This is a genomic window from Enterobacter sp. E14S (genome assembly GCF_055666685.1).
This window is the reverse complement of the sequence record NZ_JBVODQ010000001.1, coordinates 655,096-681,590: the sequence shown is the minus strand read 5'-3', so window position 1 is coordinate 681,590 and position 26,495 is coordinate 655,096. Positions and strand designations below refer to the sequence as shown.

Annotated in this window: 22 protein-coding genes and 1 pseudogene; 14 read left to right on the top strand and 9 right to left on the bottom strand. The window is 57.4% G+C overall.

Annotated features, from left to right (window positions below):
- Positions 1 to 115: 115 nt before the first annotated feature.
- The 3 genes from ACZ6J2_RS03210 to ACZ6J2_RS03200 are packed head-to-tail and all read right to left on the bottom strand — an operon-like array spanning position 116 to position 2,654.
- Entirely contained in the window at positions 116 to 244 is a 129-nt protein-coding gene (locus ACZ6J2_RS03210) for a DUF2474 domain-containing protein (RefSeq protein WP_008501283.1), read from the bottom strand.
- Complete coding sequence (gene cydB, locus ACZ6J2_RS03205; protein WP_048977294.1) at positions 244 to 1,254, bottom strand: cytochrome d ubiquinol oxidase subunit II; 1,011 nt, start codon at positions 1,252 to 1,254, stop codon at positions 244 to 246. The genes ACZ6J2_RS03210 and cydB overlap by 1 nt, the downstream gene beginning before the upstream one ends.
- Positions 1,254 to 2,654 carry a cytochrome ubiquinol oxidase subunit I gene (locus ACZ6J2_RS03200; RefSeq protein WP_320709741.1) on the bottom strand — a complete coding sequence of 467 codons (1,401 nt, stop codon included), beginning with the start codon at positions 2,652 to 2,654 and terminating at the stop codon, positions 1,254 to 1,256. Before ACZ6J2_RS03200 ends, cydB begins: the two co-directional genes overlap by 1 nt.
- A gap of 391 nt (positions 2,655 to 3,045) precedes the next feature.
- On the opposite strand from ACZ6J2_RS03200, the gene ymcF reads away from it, so the two are divergent.
- From ymcF to ACZ6J2_RS03155, 9 genes are all read left to right on the top strand, one after another.
- A complete protein-coding gene (gene ymcF, locus ACZ6J2_RS03195; RefSeq protein WP_023335881.1) occupies positions 3,046 to 3,234 on the top strand; it encodes a cold shock small protein YmcF in 189 nt (62 codons plus the stop codon).
- Positions 3,235 to 3,316: 82 nt separating this feature from the next.
- Complete coding sequence (locus ACZ6J2_RS03190) at positions 3,317 to 4,726, top strand: aminotransferase-like domain-containing protein (protein WP_471724778.1); 1,410 nt, start codon at positions 3,317 to 3,319, stop codon at positions 4,724 to 4,726.
- A gap of 271 nt (positions 4,727 to 4,997) precedes the next feature.
- Positions 4,998 to 6,143, top strand: a complete 1,146-nt coding sequence (gene ydcS / locus ACZ6J2_RS03185) for a putative ABC transporter substrate-binding protein YdcS (RefSeq protein WP_029741508.1) — start codon at positions 4,998 to 5,000, stop codon at positions 6,141 to 6,143.
- A gap of 17 nt (positions 6,144 to 6,160) precedes the next feature.
- A complete protein-coding gene (locus ACZ6J2_RS03180) occupies positions 6,161 to 7,174 on the top strand; it encodes an ABC transporter ATP-binding protein (protein ID WP_471724777.1) in 1,014 nt (337 codons plus the stop codon).
- 1 nt (position 7,175) lies between these two features.
- On the top strand, positions 7,176 to 8,120 hold the full coding sequence (locus tag ACZ6J2_RS03175) for an ABC transporter permease (protein WP_471724776.1): 945 nt from the start codon (positions 7,176 to 7,178) through the stop codon (positions 8,118 to 8,120).
- Positions 8,110 to 8,916: an ABC transporter permease gene (locus ACZ6J2_RS03170; protein ID WP_029741505.1), complete on the top strand. Its 807-nt coding sequence runs from the start codon at positions 8,110 to 8,112 to the stop codon at positions 8,914 to 8,916. The genes ACZ6J2_RS03175 and ACZ6J2_RS03170 overlap by 11 nt, the downstream gene beginning before the upstream one ends.
- Before the next feature lie 24 nt (positions 8,917 to 8,940).
- Positions 8,941 to 10,365: an aminobutyraldehyde dehydrogenase gene (patD, locus tag ACZ6J2_RS03165; protein ID WP_471724775.1), complete on the top strand. Its 1,425-nt coding sequence runs from the start codon at positions 8,941 to 8,943 to the stop codon at positions 10,363 to 10,365.
- 183 nt (positions 10,366 to 10,548) lie between these two features.
- A complete protein-coding gene (locus tag ACZ6J2_RS03160; protein ID WP_013096478.1) occupies positions 10,549 to 10,722 on the top strand; it encodes a GhoT/OrtT family toxin in 174 nt (57 codons plus the stop codon).
- A gap of 86 nt (positions 10,723 to 10,808) precedes the next feature.
- Complete coding sequence (locus ACZ6J2_RS03155) at positions 10,809 to 11,564, top strand: alpha/beta fold hydrolase (protein ID WP_471724774.1); 756 nt, start codon at positions 10,809 to 10,811, stop codon at positions 11,562 to 11,564.
- A 71-nt stretch (positions 11,565 to 11,635) separates the two neighbouring features.
- On the opposite strand, the gene ACZ6J2_RS03150 is transcribed toward ACZ6J2_RS03155, so the two are convergent.
- From ACZ6J2_RS03150 to ACZ6J2_RS03140, 3 genes are read right to left on the bottom strand one after another with little or no spacing between them, the layout of a single operon-like run.
- A complete protein-coding gene (locus tag ACZ6J2_RS03150; protein WP_471724773.1) occupies positions 11,636 to 13,813 on the bottom strand; it encodes a virulence factor SrfC family protein in 2,178 nt (725 codons plus the stop codon).
- Complete coding sequence (locus tag ACZ6J2_RS03145) at positions 13,810 to 16,791, bottom strand: virulence factor SrfB (RefSeq protein ID WP_471724772.1); 2,982 nt, start codon at positions 16,789 to 16,791, stop codon at positions 13,810 to 13,812. Before ACZ6J2_RS03145 ends, ACZ6J2_RS03150 begins: the two co-directional genes overlap by 4 nt.
- Positions 16,792 to 16,795: 4 nt before the next feature.
- A complete protein-coding gene (locus ACZ6J2_RS03140; protein WP_471724771.1) occupies positions 16,796 to 18,142 on the bottom strand; it encodes an SrfA family protein in 1,347 nt (448 codons plus the stop codon).
- Positions 18,143 to 18,426: 284 nt separating this feature from the next.
- Here ACZ6J2_RS03140 and ACZ6J2_RS03135 point away from each other — a divergent pair, with 284 nt between their 5' ends.
- Together ACZ6J2_RS03135 and ACZ6J2_RS03130 are read left to right on the top strand one after the other, a co-directional pair.
- A complete protein-coding gene (locus ACZ6J2_RS03135; RefSeq protein WP_471724770.1) occupies positions 18,427 to 20,025 on the top strand; it encodes an ABC transporter substrate-binding protein in 1,599 nt (532 codons plus the stop codon).
- Positions 20,026 to 20,120: 95 nt separating this feature from the next.
- Entirely contained in the window at positions 20,121 to 20,354 is a 234-nt protein-coding gene (locus ACZ6J2_RS03130; RefSeq protein ID WP_471724768.1) for a YdcY family protein, read from the top strand.
- Positions 20,355 to 20,357: 3 nt separating this feature from the next.
- On the opposite strand, the gene ACZ6J2_RS03125 is transcribed toward ACZ6J2_RS03130, so the two are convergent.
- Both ACZ6J2_RS03125 and ACZ6J2_RS03120 read right to left on the bottom strand, forming a co-directional pair.
- Positions 20,358 to 20,807, bottom strand: a complete 450-nt coding sequence (locus tag ACZ6J2_RS03125; RefSeq protein WP_023335868.1) for a DMT family transporter — start codon at positions 20,805 to 20,807, stop codon at positions 20,358 to 20,360.
- Entirely contained in the window at positions 20,804 to 21,322 is a 519-nt protein-coding gene (locus ACZ6J2_RS03120) for a GNAT family N-acetyltransferase (protein WP_033145680.1), read from the bottom strand. Before ACZ6J2_RS03120 ends, ACZ6J2_RS03125 begins: the two co-directional genes overlap by 4 nt.
- Before the next feature lie 148 nt (positions 21,323 to 21,470).
- Here ACZ6J2_RS03120 and ACZ6J2_RS03115 point away from each other — a divergent pair.
- The 3 genes and pseudogenes from ACZ6J2_RS03115 (at position 21,471) to ACZ6J2_RS03105 (ending at position 24,074) form a co-directional block, all read left to right on the top strand.
- A pseudogene (locus ACZ6J2_RS03115) lies at positions 21,471 to 22,044 on the top strand (helix-turn-helix domain-containing protein).
- Positions 22,045 to 22,109: 65 nt separating this feature from the next.
- Positions 22,110 to 23,150, top strand: coding sequence for an NADP-dependent oxidoreductase (locus tag ACZ6J2_RS03110; protein WP_033145679.1), 1,041 nt, complete (start codon positions 22,110 to 22,112; stop codon positions 23,148 to 23,150).
- 255 nt (positions 23,151 to 23,405) lie between these two features.
- Positions 23,406 to 24,074 carry a GntR family transcriptional regulator gene (locus tag ACZ6J2_RS03105; protein ID WP_023311981.1) on the top strand — a complete coding sequence of 223 codons (669 nt, stop codon included), beginning with the start codon at positions 23,406 to 23,408 and terminating at the stop codon, positions 24,072 to 24,074.
- A 119-nt stretch (positions 24,075 to 24,193) separates the two neighbouring features.
- Here the strand turns inward: ACZ6J2_RS03105 and pqqU are convergent, their stop codons facing one another.
- Positions 24,194 to 26,308: a TonB-dependent receptor PqqU gene (pqqU, locus tag ACZ6J2_RS03100; RefSeq protein WP_126795563.1), complete on the bottom strand. Its 2,115-nt coding sequence runs from the start codon at positions 26,306 to 26,308 to the stop codon at positions 24,194 to 24,196.
- Positions 26,309 to 26,495: the final 187 nt, after the last annotated feature.

The following is a 26,495-nucleotide window of genomic DNA, read 5'->3' as shown; positions in this document are numbered from 1 at the left end:
CTATAAAAACCGTGAATCTTTTTCCAGTGTAACGATACTCTGCCGTGCGTTAATGGGGTTTATCTGAAAGTGCGGGGAGAAGTACCGGGCAACGCAGCGGTTGCCCGGAATGACGTTAATGCGATTTAAATCCTGCCGCCGTCATCAGCATACGGAAGAGCATACTGACAGCAGCCAGCGCCAGTACGCTGCCGCCCCAGATAATGGCCAGCCACAGTAATCTTTTCCAGACCGGTTGTTGCATCAGTGATAACCCTCCCCATGCTGAACTTTGCCGCGAAACACGTAGTAGCTCCAGAAGGTGTAGACCAGAATAACGGGAATGATCAACAGCGCGCCCACCAGCATAAAGCCCTGGCTTTGCGTCGGGGCGGCGGCCTGCCACAGGGTGATCGACGGTGGAATAATATGCGGCCAGATGCTGATCCCAAGCCCGCTAAAGCCGAGGAATATCAGCCCCAGCGTCAGAATAAACGGACGGCTATGGCTGGCGGGATTATTCAGGCAGCGCCACTGGTACAGGCTAAAAATCACCACCAGAGCAGGGACCGGCAGCAGATAAAACAGATTCGGTAGCGTGAACCAGCGCGCAGCGATGGCCGGTTGCGCCAGCGGCGTCCAGAGGCTGATCGCCGCAATAAACGCCAGAAGGACGATTAACAGCGTTTTCGACACCTCACGCATCCGCTGCTGCAGCGCGTTTTCGCTTTTCATCACCAGCCAGGTAGAGCCTAACAGCGCATAAGCCACCACCAGCCCTACGCCGCAAAACAGGTTAAACGCGGTAAACCAGTCAAAGGGGCCGCCGGTATAGGCCCGGCCGGTGACGGTAAAGCCGTTAATGACGGCGCCTACCGTCACGCCCTGGGTGAACGTTGCCAGAATGGAACCGCCAATAAACGCCTTATCCCAGAAGGGGCGGTGGGCCGGCGTGGCTTTAAAGCGAAACTCAAATGCCACCCCGCGGAAAATAAGTCCGATCAGCATTAATGTTAGCGGAATGGTGAGGGCATCAACGATCACCGCATAGGCCAGCGGGAATGCGCCGAACAGGGCGGCACCGCCAAGCACCAGCCAGGTTTCATTTCCGTCCCAGACCGGCGCGACGCTGTTGACCATTACGTCGCGATCGTCGGCGTTCTGCGTGGCCGGGAACAGAATGCCAATCCCCAGATCAAAACCGTCCATCACGATATACATCAGCGTGGCGAAGACGATGATCACAAACCAGATAATGGAAAGGTCGATACCCATTATGGTTGCTCCTTATGTTCAGTTGTGACGGCAGAAAGCGGGCGCGCCGGACGTCCGTCGGACTCGGTAGCGAAAGTTTCATGCGGCTGCGGGCCTTTTCGGATGAGGCGCACCATATAGCTGTAGCCCACGCCGAATACCGAGGTATAGACGACGAAGAAGGCCAGCAGGCTCACGCTCATATGCAGGTCACCGTGGGCAGACACCGCATCCTTTGTTCGCTGGAGTCCGTAGACCACCCACGGCTGGCGGCCCACTTCGGTGGTGATCCACCCGGCCAGGATGGCAATCAGCCCGGTTGGCCCCATCAGCAGCGCAAACCACAGGAATGGGCGCGACGAATACACGCGTTTTTTGTAGCGCAGCCAGAGTGCCATCACCCCGAGCAGCAGCATCAGCATGCCCAGGCCCGCCATAATGCGGAATGACCAGAAGACGATGGTGGAATTCGGACGGTCTTCCTTCGGGAACTCTTTGAGGGCCGGAACCTGTTTATCCAGACTGTGCGTCAGGATAAGACTCCCCAGCGCCGGGATCTCCAGCCCAAAGCGGGTACGCTCCTGTTTCATATCCGGCCAGCCAAACAGCAGCAGCGGGGTAGGCTCACCCGGCGGATTTTCCCAGTGGCCTTCAATGGCGGCAATCTTGGCGGGCTGGTGCTTTAAGGTGTTCAACCCGTGCATATCGCCAACCATGGCCTGGATGGGGGCGACAATCAGCGTCATCCACAGCGCCATCGAAAACATTGCCCGTATCGCAGGGGTATTATTCCCGCGCAGTAGATGCCATGCCGCGGATGCGCCCACAAACAGGGCGCTGCTCAGGAATGCGGCTATCGACATATGCAGCAGGCGGTAAGGGAAGGAGGGGTTAAACACCACGGCGAACCAGTCCACCGGCACGACCTGACCGTTGACGATCTCATAGCCCTGCGGGGTCTGCATCCAGCTGTTCGATGAGAGGATCCAGAAGGTGGAGATAATGGTGCCCAGCGCCACCATACAGGTGGAGAAGAAGTGCAGACCCGGCCCGACTTTGTTCCAGCCGAACAGCATCACGCCGAGGAACCCGGCTTCGAGGAAGAAGGCGGTCAGCACTTCATACGTCAGCAGCGGGCCGGTAATGCTGCCCGCAAACTGTGAAAATCCGCTCCAGTTGGTGCCGAACTGGTAGGCCATCACCAGCCCGGAGACCACGCCCATGCCAAAGTTGACGGCAAAAATCTTCGACCAGAAATGGTACAGCGAGCGCCAGACCGGATTTTTGGTTTTAAGCCACAGCCCTTCGAGTACGGCGAGGTAGCTTGCGAGACCAATGGTGATGGCCGGGAAAATAATGTGAAAGGATACGGTAAAGGCAAACTGTATCCGTGCAAGGTGAAAAGCATCTAAACCAAACATGCACAGCCTCAATGTCAAACGGTGTGCTGTTATGGTATAGGGGCAACGTTCGGACTATCAGACGCAGAAAAGTGATTTTTAACCATAACAGTTGGCTTAAAACTCATGCTTTAGCCATCTGATATACCTCGTGTGAGGAATAAAAACCGTCTTTTTATGAATTTTACGCATAAAACTGCTTGCCTTGTCGTCTGCGTCGTGCGTTAATGACCCTCTGGTTTTGAGTCCAAATAAATATCTGACGTAGTTTTATAAAGCAGTTCTCATCACGTTGTGCCTCTCCGCAGCCTCTCTTGGGTCTTTATCTACTTTCCGATTCGTTTTGTTTAAAACCATTATTGCCCAATCGGCCCATTAGTAATTTACGTTTTTACGTTCACAGGAGAATCCTATGACTTCTTATATTCATTTCCGCTGCCCGTGCTGTCATGGCTCGCAGTACCGTACCTCAGTCTTTGATATGTCTGAGAAAAACCCTCTCGGGGCGAAATGCATCTTTTGCAAATCGTCGATGATCACGCTCGATCACCTGGCCGCCGCGCGTCAGGCGCAAAGCCACGTTACCGAGTACCGTAAGTAATTCGTTTCCCGAACCATAACAGTTAGCTAAATCTTCTCTTTTTCTCCTGCTGATATACACTGTCGGTCACAAGGAGAATTTGATGAAAAAATACCAGCGTCTGGCGCAACAAATTATCTCGCAGATTGAGCTTGGCGTATGGCTGCCGGGCGATAAGCTGCCTTCGCTGCGAGAGCAGGTGGCGAGCAGCGGCATGAGTTTTATGACCGTTGGCCACGCGTATCAGATGCTGGAAAGTCAGGGGCGCATTGTCGCCAGACCGCAGTCGGGCTATTACGTTGCCTCGCGCCCGACCGCACATCAGCCTGCTCCACCTGCCCAGGTGATGCGTGACGAAGTGGTGGATATTAATACCTACATCTTCGACGTCTTACAGGCCAGCCGCGACCCGTCCGTTGTTCCTTTTGCCTCCGCGTTTCCCGATCCCCGACTTTTCCCGCTGCAGCAGCTCAACCGCTCGCTGGCGAACGTCAGCAAAACCGCGACGGCGATGAGCGTGATTGAGAACCTGCCGCCGGGTAACGTCGATCTCCGCCACGCCATTGCCCGTCGCTACGCGCAGCAGGGGATGAACATCTCCCCGGAAGAGATTGTGATCACCGCAGGCGCGCTTGAAGCGCTCAATCTCAGCCTGCAGGCGGTAACCGAGCCGGGCGACTGGGTGATAGTCGAAAACCCATGTTTCTACGGCGCGCTGCAGGCGCTGGAACGCCTGAAGCTCAAAGCGTTGTCGATTGCGACGGATGTCCGCGACGGGATTGACCTCAATGCCCTTGAACAGGCGCTGAAGGAGTACCCGGTTAAAGCCTGCTGGATCATGACCAACAGTCAGAACCCGCTTGGCTTCACGCTGAGCGCGGAGAAAAAAGCGCAGCTTGTCGCGCTGTTAACGCAGCACAACGTCCCCCTGATTGAAGACGATGTCTACAGCGAGCTCTATTTTGGCCGCGAAAAGCCGCTCCCGGCGAAAGCATGGGATCGCCAGGACATGACGCTGCACTGCTCGTCCTTTTCAAAATGCCTGGTGGCCGGTTTTCGCATCGGCTGGGTTGCGGCAGGAAAACACGCGAGACGCATTCAGCAGCTGCAGCTGATGAGCACGCTCTCAACCAGCTCACCCGTGCAGCTGGCGCTGGTGGATTATCTGGCGACGAAACGCTACGACGCCCATCTGCGCCGCCTGCGGCGTACCCTCGCCGAGCGAAAACAGCAGGCCTGGCAGTCCCTTTTGCGCCATATGCCTGCCGGCGTCAAAATCCACCATAACGACAGCGGCTACTTTTTATGGCTGGAGCTTCCGGCGCAGCTGGATGCGGGTCTGCTCAGCGAAAAAGCCTTAACGCACCACATCAGCATTGCGCCCGGAAAGATGTTTTCCACCTCCGACGCGTGGACACCGTTCTTCCGGTTTAATACCTCCTGGGCCTGGGGAGAGCGGGAAGAGCAGGCGGTCATTCAGTTAGGTAAATTAATTAGCACGATGCTGGAATAAACTTTTCTACGTTATTTAAATAATCAATTCTTATCCTGATGACGGCGCTGCGAATATTTCGCGGTGCCCTGTCATAGGAAATCTGCATACCGTCTCTCGCGGCTAACTCCTTGTCTATAATCCAGTTAACGGGGAATGCGCCCTCGGTCACACCTTGATGAAATTTCCTGAAGCCGTACGGTGCGGCGCATTTGCGCGGTCTACGTTTAATAAGGGAGATATTTTTACGGCACGGCTGCCGCTAAATTTCATTGCGACAGGAGTAACTCTTATGAGCAAACATTTTGCCCGCAGCAGCCTGTGCGCGCTCGGCATGACTATCATGACAGCGCAAGCCGCAGAACCACCAAAGGCCATCGGCGACGGGGAAGGCCGGCTGGATATTATCGCCTGGCCGGGATACATCGAACGCGGACAGACGGATAAAAATTATGACTGGGTCACCCAGTTTGAAAAAGAGACCGGGTGTGCGGTCAACGTCAAAACGGCGGCCACGTCGGATGAAATGGTCAGCCTGATGGCGAAAGGGGGCTATGACCTGGTTACCGCCTCGGGTGACGCCTCCCTGCGCCTGATAATGGGTAAACGCGTTCAGCCCATTAACCCCGACCTCATCCCCAACTGGAAAACCCTCGACGCGCGGATTGTGAAAGGGGAATGGTTTAACGTCGGCGGGAAAGTCTACGGCACGCCGTATCAGTGGGGGCCAAACCTGCTGATGTACAACACCAAAACCTTCCCGACGCCGCCGGACAGCTGGAGCGTGGTCTTTACCAAACAGGATCTGCCGGACGGTAAAACCAATCAGGGACGCGTGCAGGCGTATGACGGCCCGATTTATATCGCCGATGCCGCGCTGTTCGTCAAAGCCACTCAGCCGCAGCTGGGTATCAAAGACCCGTACCAGCTCACCGAAAAACAGTATGCCGCCGTGCTGAAAGTGCTGCGCGACCAGCATGCGCTGATCCACCGCTACTGGCATGACACCACCGTCCAGATGAGCGACTTCAAAAATGAAGGCGTCGTGGCCTCCAGCGCCTGGCCGTATCAGGCGAATGCCCTGAAGGCTGAGAACCAGCCCGTTGCTACCGTCTTCCCGAAAGAGGGGGTGACCGGCTGGGCGGATACCACCATGCTGCACGCACAGGCAAAACACCCGATGTGCGCCTACAAATGGATGAACTGGTCGCTGACGCCGAAAGTGCAGGGCGATCTGGCGGCGTGGTTTGGCTCCCTGCCCGTGGTTGCAGAAGGGTGTAAGGCCAGCACGCTGCTGGGTGATAAAGGCTGCGAAACAAACGGTTATAACGAGTTCGACAAAATCATGTTCTGGAAAACCCCCATCGCCGAAGGCGGCAAATTTGTCCCTTACAGCCGCTGGACGCAGGATTACATCGCCATCATGGGCGGTCGTTAATTGCCCGGGAGCAGAACATGACGTACGCGGTAGAGTTTAACAACGTTTCCCGTCTGTACGGCGACGTACGGGCGGTGGATGGGGTCACCATTGCTATTCGTGATGGAGAGTTTTTCTCCATGCTGGGGCCTTCGGGCTCCGGCAAAACCACCTGCCTGCGTCTGATTGCCGGCTTTGAGCAGCTGTCAGGCGGCACGATTTCTATCTTCGGCAAAGAGGCGAGCGAACTGCCTCCCTGGGAGCGGGATGTGAACACCGTCTTTCAGGACTACGCGCTGTTCCCGCATATGTCGATTCTGGACAATGTTGCCTACGGGCTGATGGTCAAAGGCATCGACAAGAAAAAACGCCATGCGCAGGCCCTTGATGCCCTGGAAAAAGTGGACCTGAGCTTTGCCGTTGCCCGCAAACCTTCACAACTTTCCGGCGGCCAGCGGCAGCGTGTCGCCATCGCCCGGGCGCTGGTCAATGAGCCGCGCGTCCTGCTGCTGGATGAACCCTTAGGTGCGCTCGATCTCAAACTGCGTGAACAGATGCAGTTCGAGCTGAAGAAGCTTCAGCAGGAACTCGGCATCACCTTTATTTTTGTCACCCACGATCAGGGCGAGGCCCTTTCCATGTCAGACCGGGTGGCGGTGTTTAATAACGGGCGCATCGAGCAGGTGGATACCCCGCGCGATCTCTACATGCGTCCGCGCACGCCGTTTGTCGCCGGTTTTGTCGGCACGTCCAACGTCTTTGATGCAGGCCTTGCGCAGAAAATATGCGGCATGGAAGGCAGCTATTCCCTGCGCCCGGAACACATTCGCCTAAATGAGGGCGGAGACGTTCAGGTTCAGGGCATCGTGCAGGCCGTTCAGTATCAGGGGGCGGCCACGCGGCTGGAGCTGAAACTCGCCGATGGCGCCAAACTGCTGGTGAGCCAGGCCAATCTCAGTGAAACCTCGTCGCTGAGCGGCATTGCGCCGGGGCAGGCGGTGATGGCGTCGTGGTCACGCGAGGCGATGATTCGCCTGCACGAGGAGAGGTGAAATGGCTATGAGCGTTGCGCATCCTCCCGCCTCGCACGGCCGCTTAAGCCGCATGACGGCGCTGTTCTGGCGTAAACCGTCGCTCGGCCTGTTCCTGCTTCTGCTCGCGCCGCTCATGTGGTTTGGCATCGTCTATTTAGGATCGCTTCTGACCCTGCTGTGGCAAGGTTTTTACACCTTTGACGATTTCACCATGGCCGTCACGCCGGATCTGACGCTGGCGAACATTCAGGCGCTTTTCAACCCGGCAAACTACGACATCATCCTGCGCACGTTAACCATGGCGATTGCGGTGACGATTGCCAGCGCCATCCTGGCCTTCCCGATGGCCTGGTACATGGCGCGATACACCAGCGGCAAGTTGAAAGCGTTTTTCTATATCGCCGTGATGCTGCCGATGTGGGCGAGCTACATCGTCAAAGCCTACGCCTGGACGCTGCTGCTGGCGAAGGATGGGGTGGCGCAGTGGTTTCTCAACCATATGGGGCTGGAGCCGATCCTGACCTCATTCCTTACGCTCCCGGCGATTGGCGGCAACACCTTGTCCACCTCCGGGCTGGGGCGGTTTCTGGTCTTCGTCTATATCTGGCTGCCGTTTATGATCCTGCCCGTCCAGGCGGCGCTGGAACGCCTGCCTGCCTCGCTACTGCAGGCCTCAGCCGACCTCGGCGCGCGCCCTCGCCAGACCTTTCGCTACGTCGTTCTGCCGCTGGCGATCCCGGGTATTGCCGCGGGCTCAATATTCACCTTTTCCCTGACGCTGGGGGATTTCATCGTTCCACAGCTGGTGGGGCCGCCGGGCTACTTCATTGGTAACATGGTCTACTCGCAGCAGGGTGCCATTGGCAATATGCCCATGGCCGCCGCGTTCACGCTGGTGCCCATCGTGCTGATTTCACTCTATCTGGCGTTCGTGAAACGTCTGGGAGCATTCGATGCACTCTGAACGCGCACCGCTGTTCCTGAAAGTGGCAGCGTGGGGAGGCGTCATCTTCCTGCACTTCCCGCTGCTGATTATCGCGACCTATGCCTTTAATACCGAAGACGCGGCCTTCAGCTTTCCGCCGCAGGGGCTGACGCTGAAGTGGTTCAGCGTGGCGGCGGGGCGCGGCGATATTATTGAATCCGTGACGTTGTCACTTCAGATTGCCGCGCTCTCCACCGCGATTGCCCTTGTGCTTGGCACGCTTGCTGCAGCGGCGCTGTGGCGAAGCGAGTTTTTTGGCAAGAATGCGATCTCGCTGTTGCTGCTGTTGCCGATTGCGTTGCCGGGGATCATCACCGGTCTGGCGCTGCTGACGGCATTCAAAACGATTGACCTTGAGCCGGGCTTTTTCACCATCGTGGTCGGACACGCCACCTTTTGCGTGGTGGTGGTGTTTAACAACGTGATTGCCCGGTTCAGACGCACCTCCTGGAGCCTGGTGGAAGCGTCGATGGATCTCGGGGCCGACGGATGGCAAACCTTCCGCTATGTGGTGCTGCCCAATCTGGGTTCCGCGCTGCTGGCCGGGGGAATGCTGGCGTTTGCCCTGTCGTTTGACGAGATAATCGTCACAACGTTTACGGCGGGACACGAGCGCACGTTACCGCTGTGGTTGCTCAATCAGCTCGGTCGTCCGCGCGACGTGCCGGTCACCAACGTTGTAGCACTGCTGGTGATGCTGGTGACAACTATCCCCATTCTGGGAGCCTGGTGGCTAACCCGCGACGGCGAGAATATCGCCGGCAGCGGGAAATAACAGTGAATTCAACAGGAAAATGCTATGCAAACACAACTGCTGATAGAGGGAAAACTGGTAACCGGAGAGGGAGAAAAACAGCCGGTCTATAACCCGGCCACTGGAGAACTCCTGCTGGAGATTGCCGAGGCGTCAGCGGCTCAGGTCGACGCGGCGGTTCAGGCGGCCGACCGTGCTTTTGGTGAGTGGGGGCAAACCACGCCGAAAACCCGTGCCGAGTGCCTGCTGAAGCTGGCGGATGCGATTGAAGCGCATGGGGAGGACTTTGCCCGGCTCGAATCCCTGAACTGCGGCAAGCCGCTGCACTGTGCTCTGGGAGATGAAATTCCGGCGGTGGTCGACGTTTTCCGTTTCTTTGCCGGGGCCGCCCGCTGTCTGAACGGGCTGGCCGCCGGGGAGTACCTTGACGGCCACACGTCGATGATCCGCCGCGATCCGGTGGGCGTGGTTGCCTCTATTGCCCCCTGGAACTATCCGCTGATGATGGCGGCCTGGAAGCTGGCACCCGCGCTGGCGGCAGGAAACTGCGTGGTGATTAAGCCCTCAGAGATCACGCCCCTGACCGCGCTGAAGCTGGGAGAGCTGGCAAAAGATATCTTCCCGGCAGGCGTTCTGAACGTCCTGTTTGGCCGGGGGAAAACGGTCGGTGACCCGCTTACCGGGCATGAAAAAGTCCGTATGGTCTCGCTGACCGGTTCGATTGCTACCGGGGAACATATCATCGGCCATACCGCGTCCTCCATTAAACGCACCCACATGGAACTGGGCGGTAAAGCGCCGGTTATCGTCTTTGATGATGCCGACCTGGATGCGGTTGTCGAAGGGGTGCGGACGTTTGGTTTCTACAATGCCGGGCAGGACTGTACGGCAGCCTGCCGGATTTATGCCCAGAAGGGCATCTATGCCGCGCTGGTGGAAAAGCTGGGCGCAGCGGTCGCTAGCCTCAAAATGGGTGCGCCGGAGGATGACTCTACCGAACTGGGACCACTCAGCTCGGCCGCCCATCTTTCACGCGTCTGTCAGGCGGTCGATGAGGCGAAAGCGCTCGGTCATATCCGCGTTGTCACGGGTGGGAGCAAAAAAGAGGGGGCGGGCTACTACTTCCAGCCAACCCTGCTGGCGGGTGCAAAGCAGGACGACGCTATCGTTCAGCGCGAGGTGTTTGGCCCGGTGGTGAGCGTCACCGAGTTTGATGACGAGGCGCAGGTGCTGGCCTGGGCGAACGATTCGCAGTATGGCCTGGCGTCATCGGTCTGGACCAAAGACGTGGGCCGCGCCCATCGTCTGAGCGCGCGCCTGCAGTACGGCTGCACCTGGGTGAATACCCATTTTATGCTGGTGAGCGAAATGCCGCACGGCGGCATGAAATTATCCGGCTACGGCAAAGATATGTCGGTCTACGGGCTTGAGGATTATACGGTCGTGCGGCATGTCATGATCAAACACTAAGCCCGTCATGCCTGGTCGTATTCGCGGCCAGGCATTCGCCACGCCCGCCAGAAGTGTTATGCAAGATACTCAATTGTTATTACCCATAAGTTTTAAGTGGTTATTCTGTAACGAAAAAACTTGATCTGTATCAACATATGACGCATATTGCGTGCGGTTATTTTTTCGGCTCTGGTATACAGAATGACGTTGTATCAAAAGATGTTGGTTTTTTACGCAATCATGGCTTCCATCTGCGCATTAATTACCTGGTTCCTCTCTAAAGACCGCAAACGTATCCGCCTGCTCAGCGCTTTTCTGGTGGGGTCAACTTGGCCAATGAGCTTTCCCGTTGCGCTGCTGGTCTCGCTTTTCTGAAGTACGCTTCCATTTTTAAAAGATGAATATGGCATTCCAGATACGGTAACTGTATAAATACACAGTGCATCGTAAAAGGAGTGCTTATGAACAGTTTTTACTCGCAGCAGGCCGGTTGTACCGTGCGCTGGCATGACCTGCCCGGCACCGGCGATCCCGTGGTGTTCATTCACGGGCTGGGCTGCGCCTCTTCCTATGAATATCCCCGTGTCGTTCATGACCCGCTGTTTGGCGCGCGCAGAGCGATCCTCATCGACTTGCCCGGCAGCGGCTACAGCGACAAGCCTGAGCACTACAGCTATAAAACCACCGACCAGGCGCACGTTGTGGCGGAGCTGATTGACCACCTTAAGCTGGATGCTTTCTGGTTATACGGCCACAGCATGGGCGGCAGCATTGCAATCGAAACGGCGGGGCTGCTGGCATCGCGCGTGAAGGGGCTGATGGTGTCAGAGCCCAATTTTCATGCGGGTGGGGGGATGTTCAGCCGGTCTATTGCAGCGCAAACCGAGCAGCAGTTTCTGACGCAGGGCTATGACGCCATGCTCAGCGCGGAAAAAACGGCGTGGGCGGGGTGTCTGCAGAGTAATGCGCCGTATGCCGTCTGGCGGGGTGCATCGAGCCTGGTGGCGGGCGTTGAGCCCGAATGGGAATCGCAGTTCCTGTCACTTCCTTGCCCGGTAACGTTGATTTTCGGCGAGCTGTCTCTGCCGGATGACGATGTGGACAATCTGAAGCAAAAGGGCGTTGAGGTAAAAATCATCCCTGCGGCGGGGCACTCGATGTCGTGGGAGAATCCGTCTGCACTGGCACAGACGTTAGCCGGGTGTATGACGATGTGATTATTGTGCAATTTATCATCGTTGCGAAATGTAGGCCGGGTAAGCGCAGCGCCACCCGGCAACAAGGGCGGCTACTTTATCAAAGCCCGTAGTGCCTGGCGAGCGTCAGGCTGAACATCATGCGGATGCTGGTAATCAATGTTCTCTATCGCGCGGCTATAGAGTGCGACCAGCCAGTCGTATACGTACGCGGTGGCCGCATGCACAGGCTGTTCTCCCAGGCGCGTCAAGCGAGGCTCGGTGCTGCTGACCACTGGCGTGACGAAGATTGCCTGCCCCTTGCGGATGCGGCTTGCCGGACGTGTTGCCACAGGCGTCTGGTCGTAACCCAGCCAGCCAATGAAATTGCCCATCACGGCATGCAGCTGTGCCGCGCTGCTTTTATCCGCTTCGACGATACGCTGAAGCTGTTGAGGCAGATCGAGCCGGTAGCTGGTGACCACCAGCACATCCGCGATTTGCTGTAACACCGCAGGCTCCAGCCCAAGGCGCGCGGCTGTGGCCTCATTGCGGCTCCACTGACGCAGATGATTTATCCAGACTCTGTGCGCCAGACGCGCTTTGTCTTTTGTCTGGAACAGGCCGGTGCTTTCCTGGGTATTCTCGGCAAACAGGTCAATAGTGTCCGTAAACAGCCCGTTCACCTGCTCCTCGCGCGGCTGCTGAACGGCGAGCAGCGTTTCAAAGGCTTTCAGCGGCGGCAGGAGGCCTTCAAGCAGTTCGCCGTGGCGGGCGGCGCTGTTTTGCAGCGTGCGCACCATGCTTTCGGCCTGAGCGCGTCTTGTCCCCGGTTCTTCAACCAGCGGTGCCAGATAGCTCTGCATCAGCGATGAGAGCTCCTGTCGCAGCAAGCCTTTCAGCGTGCTGAGACGCTTCTGTCGCTGGGCGGGCAGCGTGGCCTGAGACAGCCATTCGATGACGCGCTGCATGCTGTGGCTGTCCAGCGCCTGAAGCGTGCCCCAGCGTAAACCCGGCTTTCCGAGCAGATGCTGTACGGCTTCATCGAGATTCTGTCGGGTGGTAAAGCGGGCGTCGTGAGGGGTAATCGCCCATACCAGCCCCGGCAGGGCAGATTCTTCAGCAGGCTGCGTCTCCTTGACCCAGTTCATCAACACTTTTGCTTTTTTTGCCGTCTGCTCGTGCTGCGCTGTCGCATTGCAAATCACCAGCACATCCGGCTGAAGCTGTTGACGGTAATGCTCGAGCAGCCACTGGGACTTCGCCTGACGTAGCGGGTCGGCACGGTTATCTTCAAAAACAGGAATATCAATAATATCGACGTTATCCAGCGCGCCGTTCTCAACCGGCAGCACCAGCTCGCGGGTCAGGAAGGCCAGCACGTCGACGGGGATGCTGATGGCGTTAAGCATTTCACCGCTATTCAGCGGATGAAGCAGCGTCTCCTGCGCGTCCTGAAGATCTAACGTGCCGTCGTGCGTCAGGAACCCTTCACCCGGCAGGCCAAAGCTGTCCACCAGCAGGCTAAGCGGGGCGGCAAGCTCGCCGGCATGGCTGGTCTGGTGCAGCACATGGGCCAGTTTTAACCACTGCTGGGTCAACTCCTGCTGCTCGCCCCACAGCAGCGACCAGACGCTGGCCCGCGTGCTGAGATCGAGAGAAGGCACCAGCCGGGCGAACTCATGCCACAGGGCATCATCAATTTGCTGCTTAGCGGCGGGTACGGTGCTTTGCCAGAAGCGGGCTATCGCACCCACTTCCTGAGCCGTTATGCCGGGCACGCCCTGCGGCTGGCGCAGCCCGCGCCATTTCTCCAGACGTGTCTCAATGACCGCCTTGTCTACCGCGCGCATCTGCGGATGCAGCGTCGAGCGGGCAATAAACAGCTGTACCAGCTCTGCCTCGGTGACCAGACTCAAACGCAGCGGGAACGCCTCATCCGCCACCTCCGGGCTTTCCCGGGTGAAGCGGACGGCCATGTTGGTCAGGGCATGTCCCGGATTGATATGCGAAAAATAGTCAAAGGTGCGCTGGCCCGGCGTCACGTTCAGGCGTCCATTACCGCTGCCGCACAGGGATAACAGCAGATGGGCTTTCGCGCTCTGCGAATGACCGTAAAGCCCAATGCTGCTCTGGCGGGTCATGGCGCGTTCAATGGCCTGCTCCCGCGCCTGCGCCGCGTTGATGCGAGCAAGCAGGGCGTCAGCATCGTTATCCAGCACAGGGGCGTTCAGGCGCGTCTCATTAATCCACCCGATTAAGGCCTGAGTGATGGTCGTCGTCGCTGTCATTTCAGGTATACGCTCCCGCTGTCGATCCAGTAGTGGCTACCGCTGTGTCGGCGATCGGCCAAAGTATTCAGTTTGAAGGTTAATGCGTCAGGGGCAACCGGCGTGCCGTCCTGCAGCCAGGCATCGCTCAGCTCGAAGGCTTCAGGGCCTTCCTGCTTGCTGCCGCCGCAGAGCTTCAGCCGCACGTTCAGCACGCCGTCACCGGCAATGGCTTTCGCCAGTTCAGCCGAGTTGATGCTGAGCGTGTAGAGCGGCGTGGCGGGCCAGCGCGCGTTCGCCAGCTGGCGGAAGCCGAGGGTAACGTTACCGCGCAGCGGGAAGTGCAGACGCGCGTCGAGCTTCGCGCCCGGCTTATCGAGGTCGATATCCTGATACCAGACGTTTTCCTCGCGCAGGGTATTAACGGTGTTATCCAGCACGCCGAGATACCGCACGGTTGAATACGCGCCAATGTCCGCTGCTTTAAAGTTGAAGCGCGGCAGACGCAGGTCGAGCGCCAGGCTGCAGAGCATGGCTCCCACCGCGGCCGTTGATTTCGGGTTGCCAATGCGCCCCTGCTGGCTGAACGGATACCACTCGTGCACCTGGTATTTATCCAGCCAGACGATGCGGTTGACCGGCACCGGCTGCAGATGACGAATCAGCGCCTGAACGCCAGGCAGGCAGCCGGGGCGTCCGGTGATCAGCAGAATATCGCAGCTGTAATGGGATATCGCCTCGCACACCGCGTGGAGCGGCGAGGCCAGCGTAAACTGACCGGCCAGCATCGCATCCTGCATTTCGCGGAAGTTCACGTGCAGCGGCACGGCGAACAGGTCAAACGCGTCTGAACCCGCAGGCAGGGCATGATCGATCGCCTGCTGCAGGTAATTCATGACGTTGCGGGTCGGTTTCTGCGGCAGGAGATCGCCAAAGGTGGCATGCAGACCGGCCAGCGGATCGTCAACGTCGCTCGATTCCCACGCGGCAAGAATGGCGTGGCCAATCGGCATAAACAGCTGAAGCGCCGTCTGCTGGCGGAGTACGGCCTGGGTGTCAATACGCCCGGAGTCGCCGAAGAGTGACGCCATCAGCAGCGAGGCGTCCGCGATACCGGATTTCTGCAGCTGCGTTTGCAGGGCAGGCAACACGTAGCGCTGAATCACGTCCAGAAGCGTATCGTCGCCCGCGACCTTAAAGCCTTCACGGAACAGCAGCTGCGGGGTGATCTTGACGTTATTGCCGGAACCGTCATCCAGCTGATAATGGGTGATCGCCATATCCGTTGTGCCGCCGCCAATATCGATGGACGCGACGCGCAGCGCGCGCCCCGGCTGGCTACCCGGCTCTGGTACACGGTCCGGGCGGGCCAGGGAGGCGAAGAAGGCTTCGGTCTGACCGCCAAAGCGGGAGATCGCTTCGTTATACAGCCAGACCAGTTGACCACAGCTGGCTTCATCCCACTCCATCTGGATTTCAGGCACCGGCACCACGCTTTTATCCTGCTGTTTGCGGGTGACAAAATCCTCATCCTGCGGGTGCCAGCCCATCGCTTTCCAGACGATGGCGATGGCTTCAAACATGCGGCGACGGAAAATCTCGCGCTCCTGCTTTGGCATGGCCGAGGGCAGCGTCAGGATCAGGGTGCGCAGCTGGCGCGGCGACGCCGGGAAGCCCAAACGTAAGCGCGTGGCAACGCTGTTGATCTGCCCCAGCGCCTGCGCCAGCAGCTCGCACAGCATGTGCGTCATCAGCGTGCTGCGGCTGTACTGCGGCGAGAAGACTGGCAGCCGTTCGTCCTGCGGCAGCGTGAAGAGCGGTTCGCCGTCATCGTTCATCAGGTTCATCAGCGGAAACGCGGTGGCAAGCGGTTCACGCTGGGTTTTGCTGTTCATCTGGCTAAAGCGCCAGTCCTGCACGACCGGCGTTTCATCCCACAGGTAGCGACGCGGGCTGGAGATGCCGCTGTTGCCTTCGGTCCCCAGACGCTGCATCGCCAGCTTGCGGGCTTCATCGCCCACGCGAACAATCGACGGCCAGACAAAGGCATCTTCGCGACCGCTTTCAACCGAGAAGTGCTGCTTGCCAAAGCGCGCTTCCGAAAACTCAAGACGGCTGGTGAACAGCGGCGCATTCAGGAACTGCGGCTCGCTTAGCGAGCGGACCTGCAGCTCGGCGGTCTGGCGCAGGCCATCGTTCGCATCGCCGTGGTCTTCAATAATGACGCCGCAGGTGTGGGTATTGCCCACGTCGAGGATCAGATCGACCGGAATGGCAGGCGTGCTGAGCGTATGGGTAACAAATTTTACTTCCGGCACGGTGAGCTGTTCACCGAGCATGGTCATCAGGTTGAGCCAGTGGGCCTGATATTCAAAACCGCGCATCGCCTGCTGGAGATCGCGTTCCGAGCGGTTTTCAACGCCGTCGGCATACCGGGTAAATGCCTCGCGCAGCCAGCCGTCAATCCAGGTCTGGTCGAGGAAACTGTCAACCTCATTGTCTCGCCAGGCCAGCGCGAAACGGGTCCCGTTCAGAATATCGTTTTCAACCGGGGACAGGGCGGACGTGGCGTGTTCAGCTATCTGGCTGTCAAGGGCGAGAGTCACGCGGTGCGTATTGCCTGCCGTATCGGGTGTATCCAGCCTGCGCACCTGAACGCGGGCCCAGTTATCCGGCCCCTCAACAAAGGTTCGCGGTGGATTGAAGCGCAGGAAAGGAACCGGAAGCCAGACGCCGTCCAGCACCGTCAGAGACTGATGCAGCGGAATGGTGGTTTCCGGTTTGACCACTTCAGGCTGCCCGCCGTTCGTCCCCGGCACGGTATAACGTCCGTTGACCAGGTCGAAATCGAGTCGCAAAAGCGGGCCGTTCGCGGTTTTGCGTACGAAGCGCCCGTTGCTGGCGGTGTCCTGCGGCGTCAGACCAAAATCAAGGAACTGCACGCCGCTGTTGGCAATAAGCGTGACGCTTTGTTTATAGTCGCAAAGATTAACCAGCATAGGATCAGGCACCTGCTTTCTTGAACGTCAGTGGAACGACGGTATTGGCATCATAACGGGCGCGACATTCTGCGATATCGCTGGCGCCTGCTTTACAGGCAACCTCCGGCATCGGGTAGCGGGAGCCGTCGGTGCAGCGGGCAGTACCGCGACTTTTAATCATCAGCTCGCCATTGCTGTGCAGGCCGGAGAACACTTCCGCGCGGCAGACAACGTTGTCGCCATGGACAACCCGGGCGAAGCCCTTATTGTTCTGGATCTGATAGCGCATTGACGGCGGCTTGCCGGTGACCGGATCTTTCACGTCCAGAACTGCACGCCAGGTGCCGTTCAGGAAACGCGTCGATCCCGCTTTCACCTGATTCGCTTCCATCACCATGGCATCTTTCGGGATGGCGACAATCACCACCGGGGCAGGCTGTGGCGCAGGCGCCAGAGCAGGCTCTTTTTCTTTGCTGGCCACGACCTCTGCCTGATGCAGCGGTAATTTCATGGCCAGCGGCTCAACCGCTTTGATCGGCTTTGGCGCAATCTCTACGGGCTGAGGTGCGGGCGCCGGGGCGGGCTCAGCTGAAGGCGACTGTTTTGGCCACAGCAGCGGTGCGGCAATCGCGGCAACGATCGCGACGGCAACCGGCAGCGTCCACAGGGGGATACGGCGCTTTTTCGCGACGCTCGGTACAGCCGGTTCCTGAACGGGTTGCGCAACGGCCGGGGCCGGCTCAGGCTCATACAGATCTTCCGGCGTGATGCGCACCACCGTGGAAGGGGCGATCAGCGGTTCGTCGGCGTGTTCAAAGGCCACCACCGGTTCTGGCTCAGGCTCGGGTTCAGGATCTTCAATCACAACGGGGGCGGGCTCAGGGACCAGCGATTCACGCAGGCAGTCGAGAACATCGTCGCGCGCATTCTCGTTCAGGTTGACGAACCCCCAGAAGCTGATGACCGGCTTTCCGTCCACCAGGAAGAGGAAGTTTTCACCCGGGAACTGAAACGCCTTTGACAGCAGAGAACCAAAAAGCTGCTGCGCGGTTTTGGGCGACTGGAGGCATTTCTTGCTTAACGACTCAACGCTGGCTAGCGTGTTTTCCAGATAGCGCAGGGCGCGATAACGGTCATCTTCATCGGCCGATTTCCAGCTGGTTACGCTCCCTTCAACGGGGGAATACCAGTCCACGCGGTCACCGCTGTCGTTGACCTGAGGAATAGCCAGACAGTCGACGATGGCCTGTTGTTTGCGCAACCGGAGCGCTTCCCGGATTTGTAACGCTGATTCAAAAACGGCTTGTCCGCCGCCGCCAACGGCCTGAAAGTCATCCAGGTTACCGCTGCGTAAAAGAGTTTTTGCCACGATTTGATCCCATATACTTCTTCACACCGTTACTTTAACGAAACCAGGAAGCAACCAAACGGGGGAAGAGACGCTAAAAGGACCGATTTCTTGCGGCATAGAAAGTGACGGTTGTGCTTGACGAATAACGGCCCTTAAGGCAAATCACCTTTGTCGGGCGCTGGCTGTTAAAACACCAAAAAACGCGGCTTTAGAATAACCTGATAGTGTTTCGTTATTTGCCAGGTCATATCGCCTGTGCTGTTATTACTGTCTTATATAATAAAACTATCAGGGTTATAACCATGTCTACAGGGAAAACACTGCTCGCCCTTGCGCTGAGCGCGCTGTTACCAGCCGGTGCCGCATGGGCGGCGAACAACGACACCCTTATTTACTGTTCTGAAGCGTCCCCCGAGTCCTTCAACCCGCAAATCGCCAGCTCTGGCCCGTCTTTTGTGGCCAGTTCTCAGGTACTGTACAACCGCCTGATCAATTTTGACCCGGTGAAAAACACCCCGGTCCCGTCGCTGGCGGAGTCCTGGACGATTTCGCCGGACGGCAAGACCTATACCTTTGCCCTGCGCAAAGGGGTGAAGTTCAACAGCAATAAATACTTCAAACCGACGCGCGACTTTAACGCCGATGACGTTATTTTCTCGGTTCTGCGTCAGAAAGACCCTAAACACCCGTATCACAACGTGTCGCAGGGCAACTACGAATACTTTAACGACGTCGGGCTCGATAAGCTGATTCAGGACGTGAAAAAGGTCGACGACTATCACGTTCAGTTCACCCTCAGCGAGCCTAACGCCGCGTTTCTGGCCGACTGGGGGATGGATTTCGCCTCGATTCTCTCAGCCGAATACGCCGACGCGATGCTGAAAAAAGGCACGCCTGAAAACGTAGACACCTGGCCGATTGGCACCGGGCCTTATGTCCTGCAGCAGTACAAGGTGGATTCGCTGATCCGCTACGTTGCTAACCCGAACTACTGGGAAGGCGAGGTGCCGACGAAGCATCTCATCTTCTCCATCACGCCGAACGTGGAAACCCGTCTGGCGAAGCTACAGACCAACGAGTGCCAGATTATTCCTGCACCGTCCCCGGTTCAGTTTGACGCCATCAAGAACAACAAAGACCTGACGCTGCACTCGGTCGATGCGCTGAACGTCGGCTATCTGGCGTTTAACACCGAGAAAAAACCGTTTGATAACGTGCTGGTGCGCCAGGCGCTTAACTACGCGACCGACAAGAAGGCTATCGTCAATGCGGTCTTTATGGGTTCCGGTACGGTGGCAAAATCGCCGATCCCGCCAAATATGCTGGGCTTTAATAAAGACCTGAAGGACTACAGCTACGATCCTGAAAAAGCGAAAGCGCTGCTGAAGCAGGCGGGGCTGGAGAAGGGGGTGGAAGTCACGCTGTGGTCAATGCCGGTTCAGCGTCCGTACAACCCGAACTCGCGTCGTATCGCGGAGATGATCCAGAGCGACTGGGCGAAAGTCGGCGTGAAGGCCAAAATTGTCTCTTACGAGTGGGGCGAATATCTCTCCGGAATGCGTAAAGGCGAACATGACTCCGCGCTGTTTGGCTGGATGTCCGATAACGGCGACCCGGACAACTTTGCCGACGTGCTGCTGGGCTGCAACAGCATTAAAACCGGATCAAACGCCGCGCGCTGGTGTGATAAGGGTTATGATGATCTGGTGCAAAAAGCGAAGCTGACCAGCAGCCCGGCCGAGCGCGCGAAACTCTACGGCCAGGCGCAGGAGATTTTCTATCAGCAGGCGCCGTGGATCGCACTGGCAAACGGGAAAACGTTCTATGCAACCCGCAGCAACGTGACCGGATACAGCGTCAGCCTGATGGGCAGCGATTTCTCTAAGGCGAAGCTTAACTAATATGTTGCCCGGTGGCGCTGCGCTTACCGTGCCTACGGTTCCCCTGTAGGCCGGGTAAGGCGCAGCCGCCACCCGGCGATTCACAAGGAGTGACAATGTCACATTTAAATGAAGTTACCGCCCGAGTGGATGCCGCCATTGAAGAGGGCGTCATTACCCATATGAATGAACTGCTGATCGAATTAAGCGATGATGTAGATCTTAGCCGTGAAGAACGCTACACCCAGCAGCAGCGTCTGCGTACCGCGATTTCGCACCACGGTAAGCAGCATAAAGAGGAGTTGGACGCGCGTGAGGAACAGCTGACCAAAGGCGGCACCATACTGTAACGTTCAAAACTGGCGTCGCGCCACCAGCCAGGCCCCGACGACCAGCATCACCGCGCCGCACACCGGGCCAATCAGGGCGCGGAGCGGAACGCCGTGGCTCCTCAGCACGTCCATCACCAGCCCGCCAATCAGCTGGCTCGCCACCAGCACGGCGATAGTCGTCGCCGCGCCAACGTTTTGATACCCGCTGATGCTGGCAAACACGAAAAATGACCCCAGCAGCCCCGGGATAAGCGTCCACCAGCGCACCGTTGCGGCCAGCTCGCTGAATCCGGCGACGCCCTGTTTCAGCAGCAGAATGCTGACAAACAGCACAATGCCGACCAGGGAGTTCAGCAGCATCGCGATAAGGATCGTGGAGGAGGACTGGGTGATACGCACCATTAAGGTATTTTGCACCACCAGACCTATTCCCGCCGCCACCAGAAACGCCAGGGTCAGTGACTGATTCATGGGATGGCGTCCGGATCGCTGCGCTCGTCCAGCTGCAGCTGCATAAAGGTTAAGTCCAGCCAGCGGCCAAACTTGGTTCCCACCTGCGGCATCTGCCCCGTGGTGACAAAACCAAGCGTTTCGTGGAGATGAATCGAGGCATGGTTTTGCGCTTCAATACCGGCCACCATCACGTGTTTACCGATGGCGCGGGCCTCGTTAATCAGCGCGATCATCAGCGTGCGGCCAATGCCTTTTCCCTGATGGTCCGGGTGGACGTAGACCGAATGCTCAACCGTATGACGGAAACCGTCGAAGGCGCGCCAGTCGCCAAAAGAGGCGTAACCGGTGATAACGCCGTCTTCCTCGCTCACCAGAACCGGGTAACCCGCGAGCGTGCGCGCCTCAAACCAGGCGATTCGGTTATCGGTATCGACGGTTTTATCGTTCCAGATCGCGGCAGTATGCAGCACCGCGTGGTTGTAGATTTCTCCTATCGCGGCGCAGTCTTCCTTGCAGGCATGACGAACGATCATGATTAACCCTCTGTGTGTTGTTCACTATAGTATTACGCTACTCCTACGATATTACACAATCGTATCGCCCGATCGCTACGGCATAAGCCATATTTTTTTGTTATCAAAAGCCCATTGAAATGCCGTTCATACACTATAGTATGACGTCATGAACACCATAACAGACACGATGAATCAACGGATTAGCGCAAGAATTCGCCTTGAACGCGAATCTCGCGGATGGTCCCTGAGCGAGCTTGCTGACCGGGCAGGGGTCTCGCGCGCGATGATCCACAAGATTGAACGCGGAGACAGCAGCCCGACGGCCACCTTGCTTGCCCGCCTGTCCGGCGCGTTTGGCATCAGCATGTCAACGCTTATTGCCCGGGCCGAAATGCAGGAGGGCAAGCTGCTGCGCCTTGCAAACCAGCCCGTCTGGCGCGACCCTCAGACGCACTACCTCCGCCGCCATGTTTCTCCACGCACCGATCTGCCCATCGACCTTGTTCAGGTTGAACTGCCGCGGCAGCGATGTTCCGATGCCTGCATCTTCTTACGCGCTGGCACGTCAGCTTATCTGGCTTCAGTCCGGCGAGCTGGTGTTTCAGGAGGGCGATACGCGCCACGAGATGCGCGCCGGAGATTGTCTCGAGCTGGGGCCGCCAAATGACTGCCGGTTCATCAACGAAACGAATGAAACCTGCATCTATCTGGTCGTACGGCTTAACCAGTCTGCCTCGTAATGCTAATGCGATAACGCCGATCGTGAGCCAGGCTGTAATGACATTTGTACCAGAAGGAGATCCCGATGAATCAACCTGTTTCGCAAAATCGCCGCTGGGTACTGGCCTCTCGTCCTCAGGGTGCGCCGGTCGCGGAAAATTTTCGTCTCGAAACGCAGCCTGTTCCCGCCCCGGCTGAAGGGCAGCTTTTGCTGCGCACCGTCTGGCTGTCGCTGGACCCGTACATGCGGGGGCGCATGAGCGATGCGCCATCCTATTCACCACCGGTTGAGCTGGGCGCGGTGATGGTAGGGGGGACGGTTAGCCGCGTTGAGCAGTCAAATCATCCCGACTTCAAAGCCGGTGAGTGGGTGCTGGGCTACAGCGGCTGGCAGGAGTATGAACTCTCAGACGGCAGCGGCCTGGTGAAGCTGGGCGAAAATCCGTCACATCCTTCCTGGGCGCTGGGTATTCTGGGCATGCCGGGCTTTACCGCCTATATGGGATTGCTGGATATCGGGCAGCCAAAAGCGGGCGAAACGCTGGTGGTCGCCGCGGCGACAGGCCCGGTAGGCGCGACCGTCGGGCAGATCGGCAAAATTAAAGGTTGCCGGGTGGTCGGCGTCGCCGGTGGGGCTGAAAAATGCCGCCATGCCGTTGAAGTCCTCGGGTTTGACCTGTGTCTGGATCATCACGCGGCCGACTTTGCCGAACAGCTGAAACGCGCCTGCCCGCAAGGAATTGACGTCTATTATGAAAACGTCGGCGGGAAAGTATTTGACGCCGTGCTGCCGTTACTGAATACCTCCGCGCGCGTGCCGGTGTGCGGCCTGGTGAGCGGCTACAATGCGACGGGCCTGCCCGAGGGGCCGGATCGCCTGCCGCTCCTGATGGCGACCATCCTGAAGAAACGCATTCGTATGCAGGGCTTTATCATCGGCCAGGATTACGGTCACCGCATTAAGGAGTTCCAGGAAGCAATGGGACGCTGGGTGCAGGAGGGCAAAATCCACTATCGTGAACAGATAACGGACGGGCTTGAGAACGCGCCCGAGGCGCTGATTGGCCTGCTCGAAGGGCGTAACTTCGGCAAAGTCGTGATTCGCGTCGCGAGTGACAATAAATAAACAGCACTATGGCGGGGTTTCCCGCCATATTTATTTGTGAAGATACGATATATTGTCTTTAATTAATGGACATGGCATTTCGCGCCCGCTTCCCGGATGGGCCCGAAACCAATAAAAAAAACAAACTTTGCTTTTTTGATGTTTTTACGTACTTCCCACCACCAGGCATGACGATACAGGATATATCGGACCAGCGTCGTTTTATTAAAACTGGCGTTTAAAAATAGCATTAAGTTTTAGCTACAGGAATTGAACATGCTTGATTTGGACCACTTAGAAAAAGCCCAAAGGGTCAGTCTTACCATGCAAGTTGAACACAGTTTGAAAGGGGCGTTAATTACAGGCTCACTCAAACCTGGGGCACGACTGATTACGAAAGAGATCGCCGATAAATTAGGAACCAGTATTACCCCGGTTCGCGAGGCGCTGTTGCGCCTGGTGTCATCAGGGGCGTTACACGCCACGCCGGCGCAGGCATTTCTGGTTCCGGAGGTCACGCTGGAGCGCTATAACGAGATTAACGCCATTCGCAAGCAGCTTGAGCCGATGGCGGTCGCCGCAGCCTGTCAGAATATGTCTGATAGCAAACTGGAGGCGTTGCGCAAATTGTCGGATGCCTTTCATGAGGCCATGCGCAACGGGAACGTCCAGCAGGCATTGCATGCGAATCGCGTCTTCCGGTTTACGCTTTATCAGTATGCGGAAATGCCTACGCTTAATGCATTAATTGAGCAGCTGTGGGTGCGCATCGGGCCCTGTATGAACTATCTGCATCAGGAGCTTAACGACATCAAAGCCTCGACATATCACTATGACGAACTGCTTTCCGCCCTGGAGCGAAGAGATGTTGTTGCCTGCCAGAAGGCGATTGATAAGGTGATTGATGAAGCGAATTTGCTTTTACAGCGACAATATTTTAACTAAGAGATTATTTAGCAGAGCGACTATATTTCGCCCCTAATTATTTATCTGGTGAATAACTCCTGATGGTTTATTGCCATCAGGAGCGTTATTTCATTAATTAAATAAACTTTTCTTATCGCTTACTCGAAGCGATAAGAGACTGACAGCCCGACCCCGTAGTTACGGCCTGGTGCAGGCTCGTAATAACGACCGTTAGACTCGTTGACAATAACCGAGCCCGCGTACTCTTTATCGAACAGGTTATCGACGCGGCCAAAGACGTCCATGCCCCAGCTGCCGTAGTTGAATTTGTACCCGGTGTTCAGCCCGACCACCGTATACGATGGCGCTTTCGCCGTATTCTCGTCGTCGGCCATAATGTCGCTCATGTAGCGCACGTCAGAGCCCGCGTACCAGCCTTCCTCCGGCTGCCAGCCAAACGAGGCGTAACCCATGTTGCGGGCAATGCCCGGCATGCGGTTACCGTTACAGTCTGCGTCGCTGCAGACGTTAGTCCGGTAGGTGGCATCCAGATACGTCCACGCCATCTTCAGCTTCCAGTTCTCGGCAAACTGCTGGTCGAGGGAGACTTCCACCCCCTGACGACGGGTTTTACCGGCATTTTTATAGCTGGTACGCCCGCCAGAGCTGGCATCCACCACGATCTCATCATCCGTATCGGTGCGGAACAGCGCCGCGGTCAGCAGACCATTGCCGATGCGGGTTTTGCTGCCCACTTCATACGTGTTGTTGGTGGACGGCTGCAGGCCGATGTTCAGGCCGCCCTGGTTATCGGCGCGATAGGAAAGCTCGTTGATGGTTGGCGTTTCGAATCCACGCCCTGCAGCAGCGTACAGGTTCCATGCGTCCGTCACCGCATACTTCACGGAACCGGCCGGGAGCCACTTGTGATAGCTCGCGTCACCGCTGTCATCGCCGTTGCCCGGCGTAACGTAATGGTCGTTGGAATCAAACCAGACCGAGCTGTAGCGCACTCCCGCATCCACCGACAGTTTCTGCGTCAGCTGCCAGCTGGTTTGCAGGTAAGGGTCAACGTTCCACATCAGGTTACGTTCGTTTCGACGCTTGTCACCCTTCACGCCGTAATCCGGCACGCCGTTGTTCATCACGAAATTCTCGTATCCGCGACGATCTTCGCTCAGGTTTTCGTAGTTCAGGCCGGTGGTAAACGTTACCGGCACCAGCAGCTCGCCGCGGTGCGTCCAGCGGGTATCGATACCCTGATAATGACGCTGCATATCAATCACGCCGCCGGAGTGGGAGGCTTTCAGCTGCGGCTGATACGGAATCGACTGGTACTGCGTCATTTCACGTTCGCCGGCGTACATCATCACGCTGAGGTCGTCCTGAGTGCTGAGCTGACGATCGTAGCGCAGACCGGCCTGGGTCTGCTTGATGGTCTTGCGGGTGTTGTACTGATCGCCGCGCGGAGACTGACGCGGATTGTTCTGCCACTCCTGATAGCTCAGCCCGCCCGGATCGTTGGCCTTCATGTCCACGCTGTTGAAAATCAGCGTCAGCTTGCTGACGTCATCAATGCGCACGCCCAGTTTGGCGTTAGCGAGGTTTTTGCGCGCGCCGCTGTGGTCGCGGTAGCCTTTGGTGGTGAAGCGGGTGGTAGAAACGGTGTAATCCACATCGCCCGCGTGGGTGCCGTCACCCATCGCGCCGGTGGCTTTCATGCCGTAGCGCCAGGTACCGTAGCTGCCGTAATAGCTGCTGGCTTCAATGGTCGGCGGCTGCTGCCCGGTCTGGGTGTTGATGTTAATCACGCCGCCGGAGGCGTTGCCGTACAGGGCAGAGAAGGGGCCGCGCAGCACTTCAACGCTCTCCACGCTGGAGAGATCGATGTTGGAGGTCTGGCCCTGTCCGTCCGGCATGGTGGCGGGGATACCGTCGACATACATACGGATACCGCGCACGCCAAACGTTGAGCGGGCACCAAACCCACGCATTGAAAGCTGGAGATCCTGGGCATAGTTCTGGCGGTTCTGAATTTGCAGTCCCGGGACGCTGCCCAGAGATTCAGACAGGTTGATGCGCGGCGCGGCGTGGCGCATGTCATCGCCATTGACGACGCTGACCGCGGCCGGGGTATCCAGTTCCGATACGGTTTGCGGCGTGGCGCTGACGATCATGGTCTGTTCCTCCGCGCTCATTGCGGTTAGCGGCGCGAAAATAACGGGAACCAGCAGCAGCGGGAGAGAAGCCTTACGGGCAGAAATGATTTTCATGAATAAAACCGGTTGTGGTGTATAAACGAACCAAATGGAACATGACCATACATGTTAAAGGTTTTGTAAATGTTTTGAAAACTATAACCGCACATTGCGTTAATGAAAGGCGAGACGCGAAAGAAAAACTCCACATTCAGTTCATTAATGATTACTATTCTCATTATCAAAAGGCAATGCCATGACG

Bases quoted from the DNA above. Each gene is read 5' to 3' on its own strand.
- ACZ6J2_RS03210 (WP_008501283.1), bottom strand. From the start codon at position 244: ATGCAACAACCGGTCTGGAAAAGATTACTGTGGCTGGCCATTATCTGG.
- cydB (WP_048977294.1), bottom strand. From the start codon at position 1,254: ATGGGTATCGACCTTTCCATTATCTGGTTTGTGATCATCGTCTTCGCC.
- ACZ6J2_RS03200 (WP_320709741.1), bottom strand. From the start codon at position 2,654: ATGTTTGGTTTAGATGCTTTTCACCTTGCACGGATACAGTTTGCCTTT.
- ymcF (WP_023335881.1), top strand. From the start codon at position 3,046: ATGACTTCTTATATTCATTTCCGCTGCCCGTGCTGTCATGGCTCGCAG.
- ACZ6J2_RS03190 (WP_471724778.1), top strand. From the start codon at position 3,317: ATGAAAAAATACCAGCGTCTGGCGCAACAAATTATCTCGCAGATTGAG.
- ydcS (WP_029741508.1), top strand. From the start codon at position 4,998: ATGAGCAAACATTTTGCCCGCAGCAGCCTGTGCGCGCTCGGCATGACT.
- ACZ6J2_RS03180 (WP_471724777.1), top strand. From the start codon at position 6,161: ATGACGTACGCGGTAGAGTTTAACAACGTTTCCCGTCTGTACGGCGAC.
- ACZ6J2_RS03175 (WP_471724776.1), top strand. From the start codon at position 7,176: ATGGCTATGAGCGTTGCGCATCCTCCCGCCTCGCACGGCCGCTTAAGC.
- ACZ6J2_RS03170 (WP_029741505.1), top strand. From the start codon at position 8,110: ATGCACTCTGAACGCGCACCGCTGTTCCTGAAAGTGGCAGCGTGGGGA.
- patD (WP_471724775.1), top strand. From the start codon at position 8,941: ATGCAAACACAACTGCTGATAGAGGGAAAACTGGTAACCGGAGAGGGA.
- ACZ6J2_RS03160 (WP_013096478.1), top strand. From the start codon at position 10,549: ATGACGTTGTATCAAAAGATGTTGGTTTTTTACGCAATCATGGCTTCC.
- ACZ6J2_RS03155 (WP_471724774.1), top strand. From the start codon at position 10,809: ATGAACAGTTTTTACTCGCAGCAGGCCGGTTGTACCGTGCGCTGGCAT.
- ACZ6J2_RS03150 (WP_471724773.1), bottom strand. From the start codon at position 13,813: ATGACAGCGACGACGACCATCACTCAGGCCTTAATCGGGTGGATTAAT.
- ACZ6J2_RS03145 (WP_471724772.1), bottom strand. From the start codon at position 16,791: ATGCTGGTTAATCTTTGCGACTATAAACAAAGCGTCACGCTTATTGCC.
- ACZ6J2_RS03135 (WP_471724770.1), top strand. From the start codon at position 18,427: ATGTCTACAGGGAAAACACTGCTCGCCCTTGCGCTGAGCGCGCTGTTA.
- ACZ6J2_RS03130 (WP_471724768.1), top strand. From the start codon at position 20,121: ATGTCACATTTAAATGAAGTTACCGCCCGAGTGGATGCCGCCATTGAA.
- ACZ6J2_RS03125 (WP_023335868.1), bottom strand. From the start codon at position 20,807: ATGAATCAGTCACTGACCCTGGCGTTTCTGGTGGCGGCGGGAATAGGT.
- ACZ6J2_RS03120 (WP_033145680.1), bottom strand. From the start codon at position 21,322: ATGATCGTTCGTCATGCCTGCAAGGAAGACTGCGCCGCGATAGGAGAA.
- ACZ6J2_RS03110 (WP_033145679.1), top strand. From the start codon at position 22,110: ATGAATCAACCTGTTTCGCAAAATCGCCGCTGGGTACTGGCCTCTCGT.
- ACZ6J2_RS03105 (WP_023311981.1), top strand. From the start codon at position 23,406: ATGCTTGATTTGGACCACTTAGAAAAAGCCCAAAGGGTCAGTCTTACC.
- pqqU (WP_126795563.1), bottom strand. From the start codon at position 26,308: ATGAAAATCATTTCTGCCCGTAAGGCTTCTCTCCCGCTGCTGCTGGTT.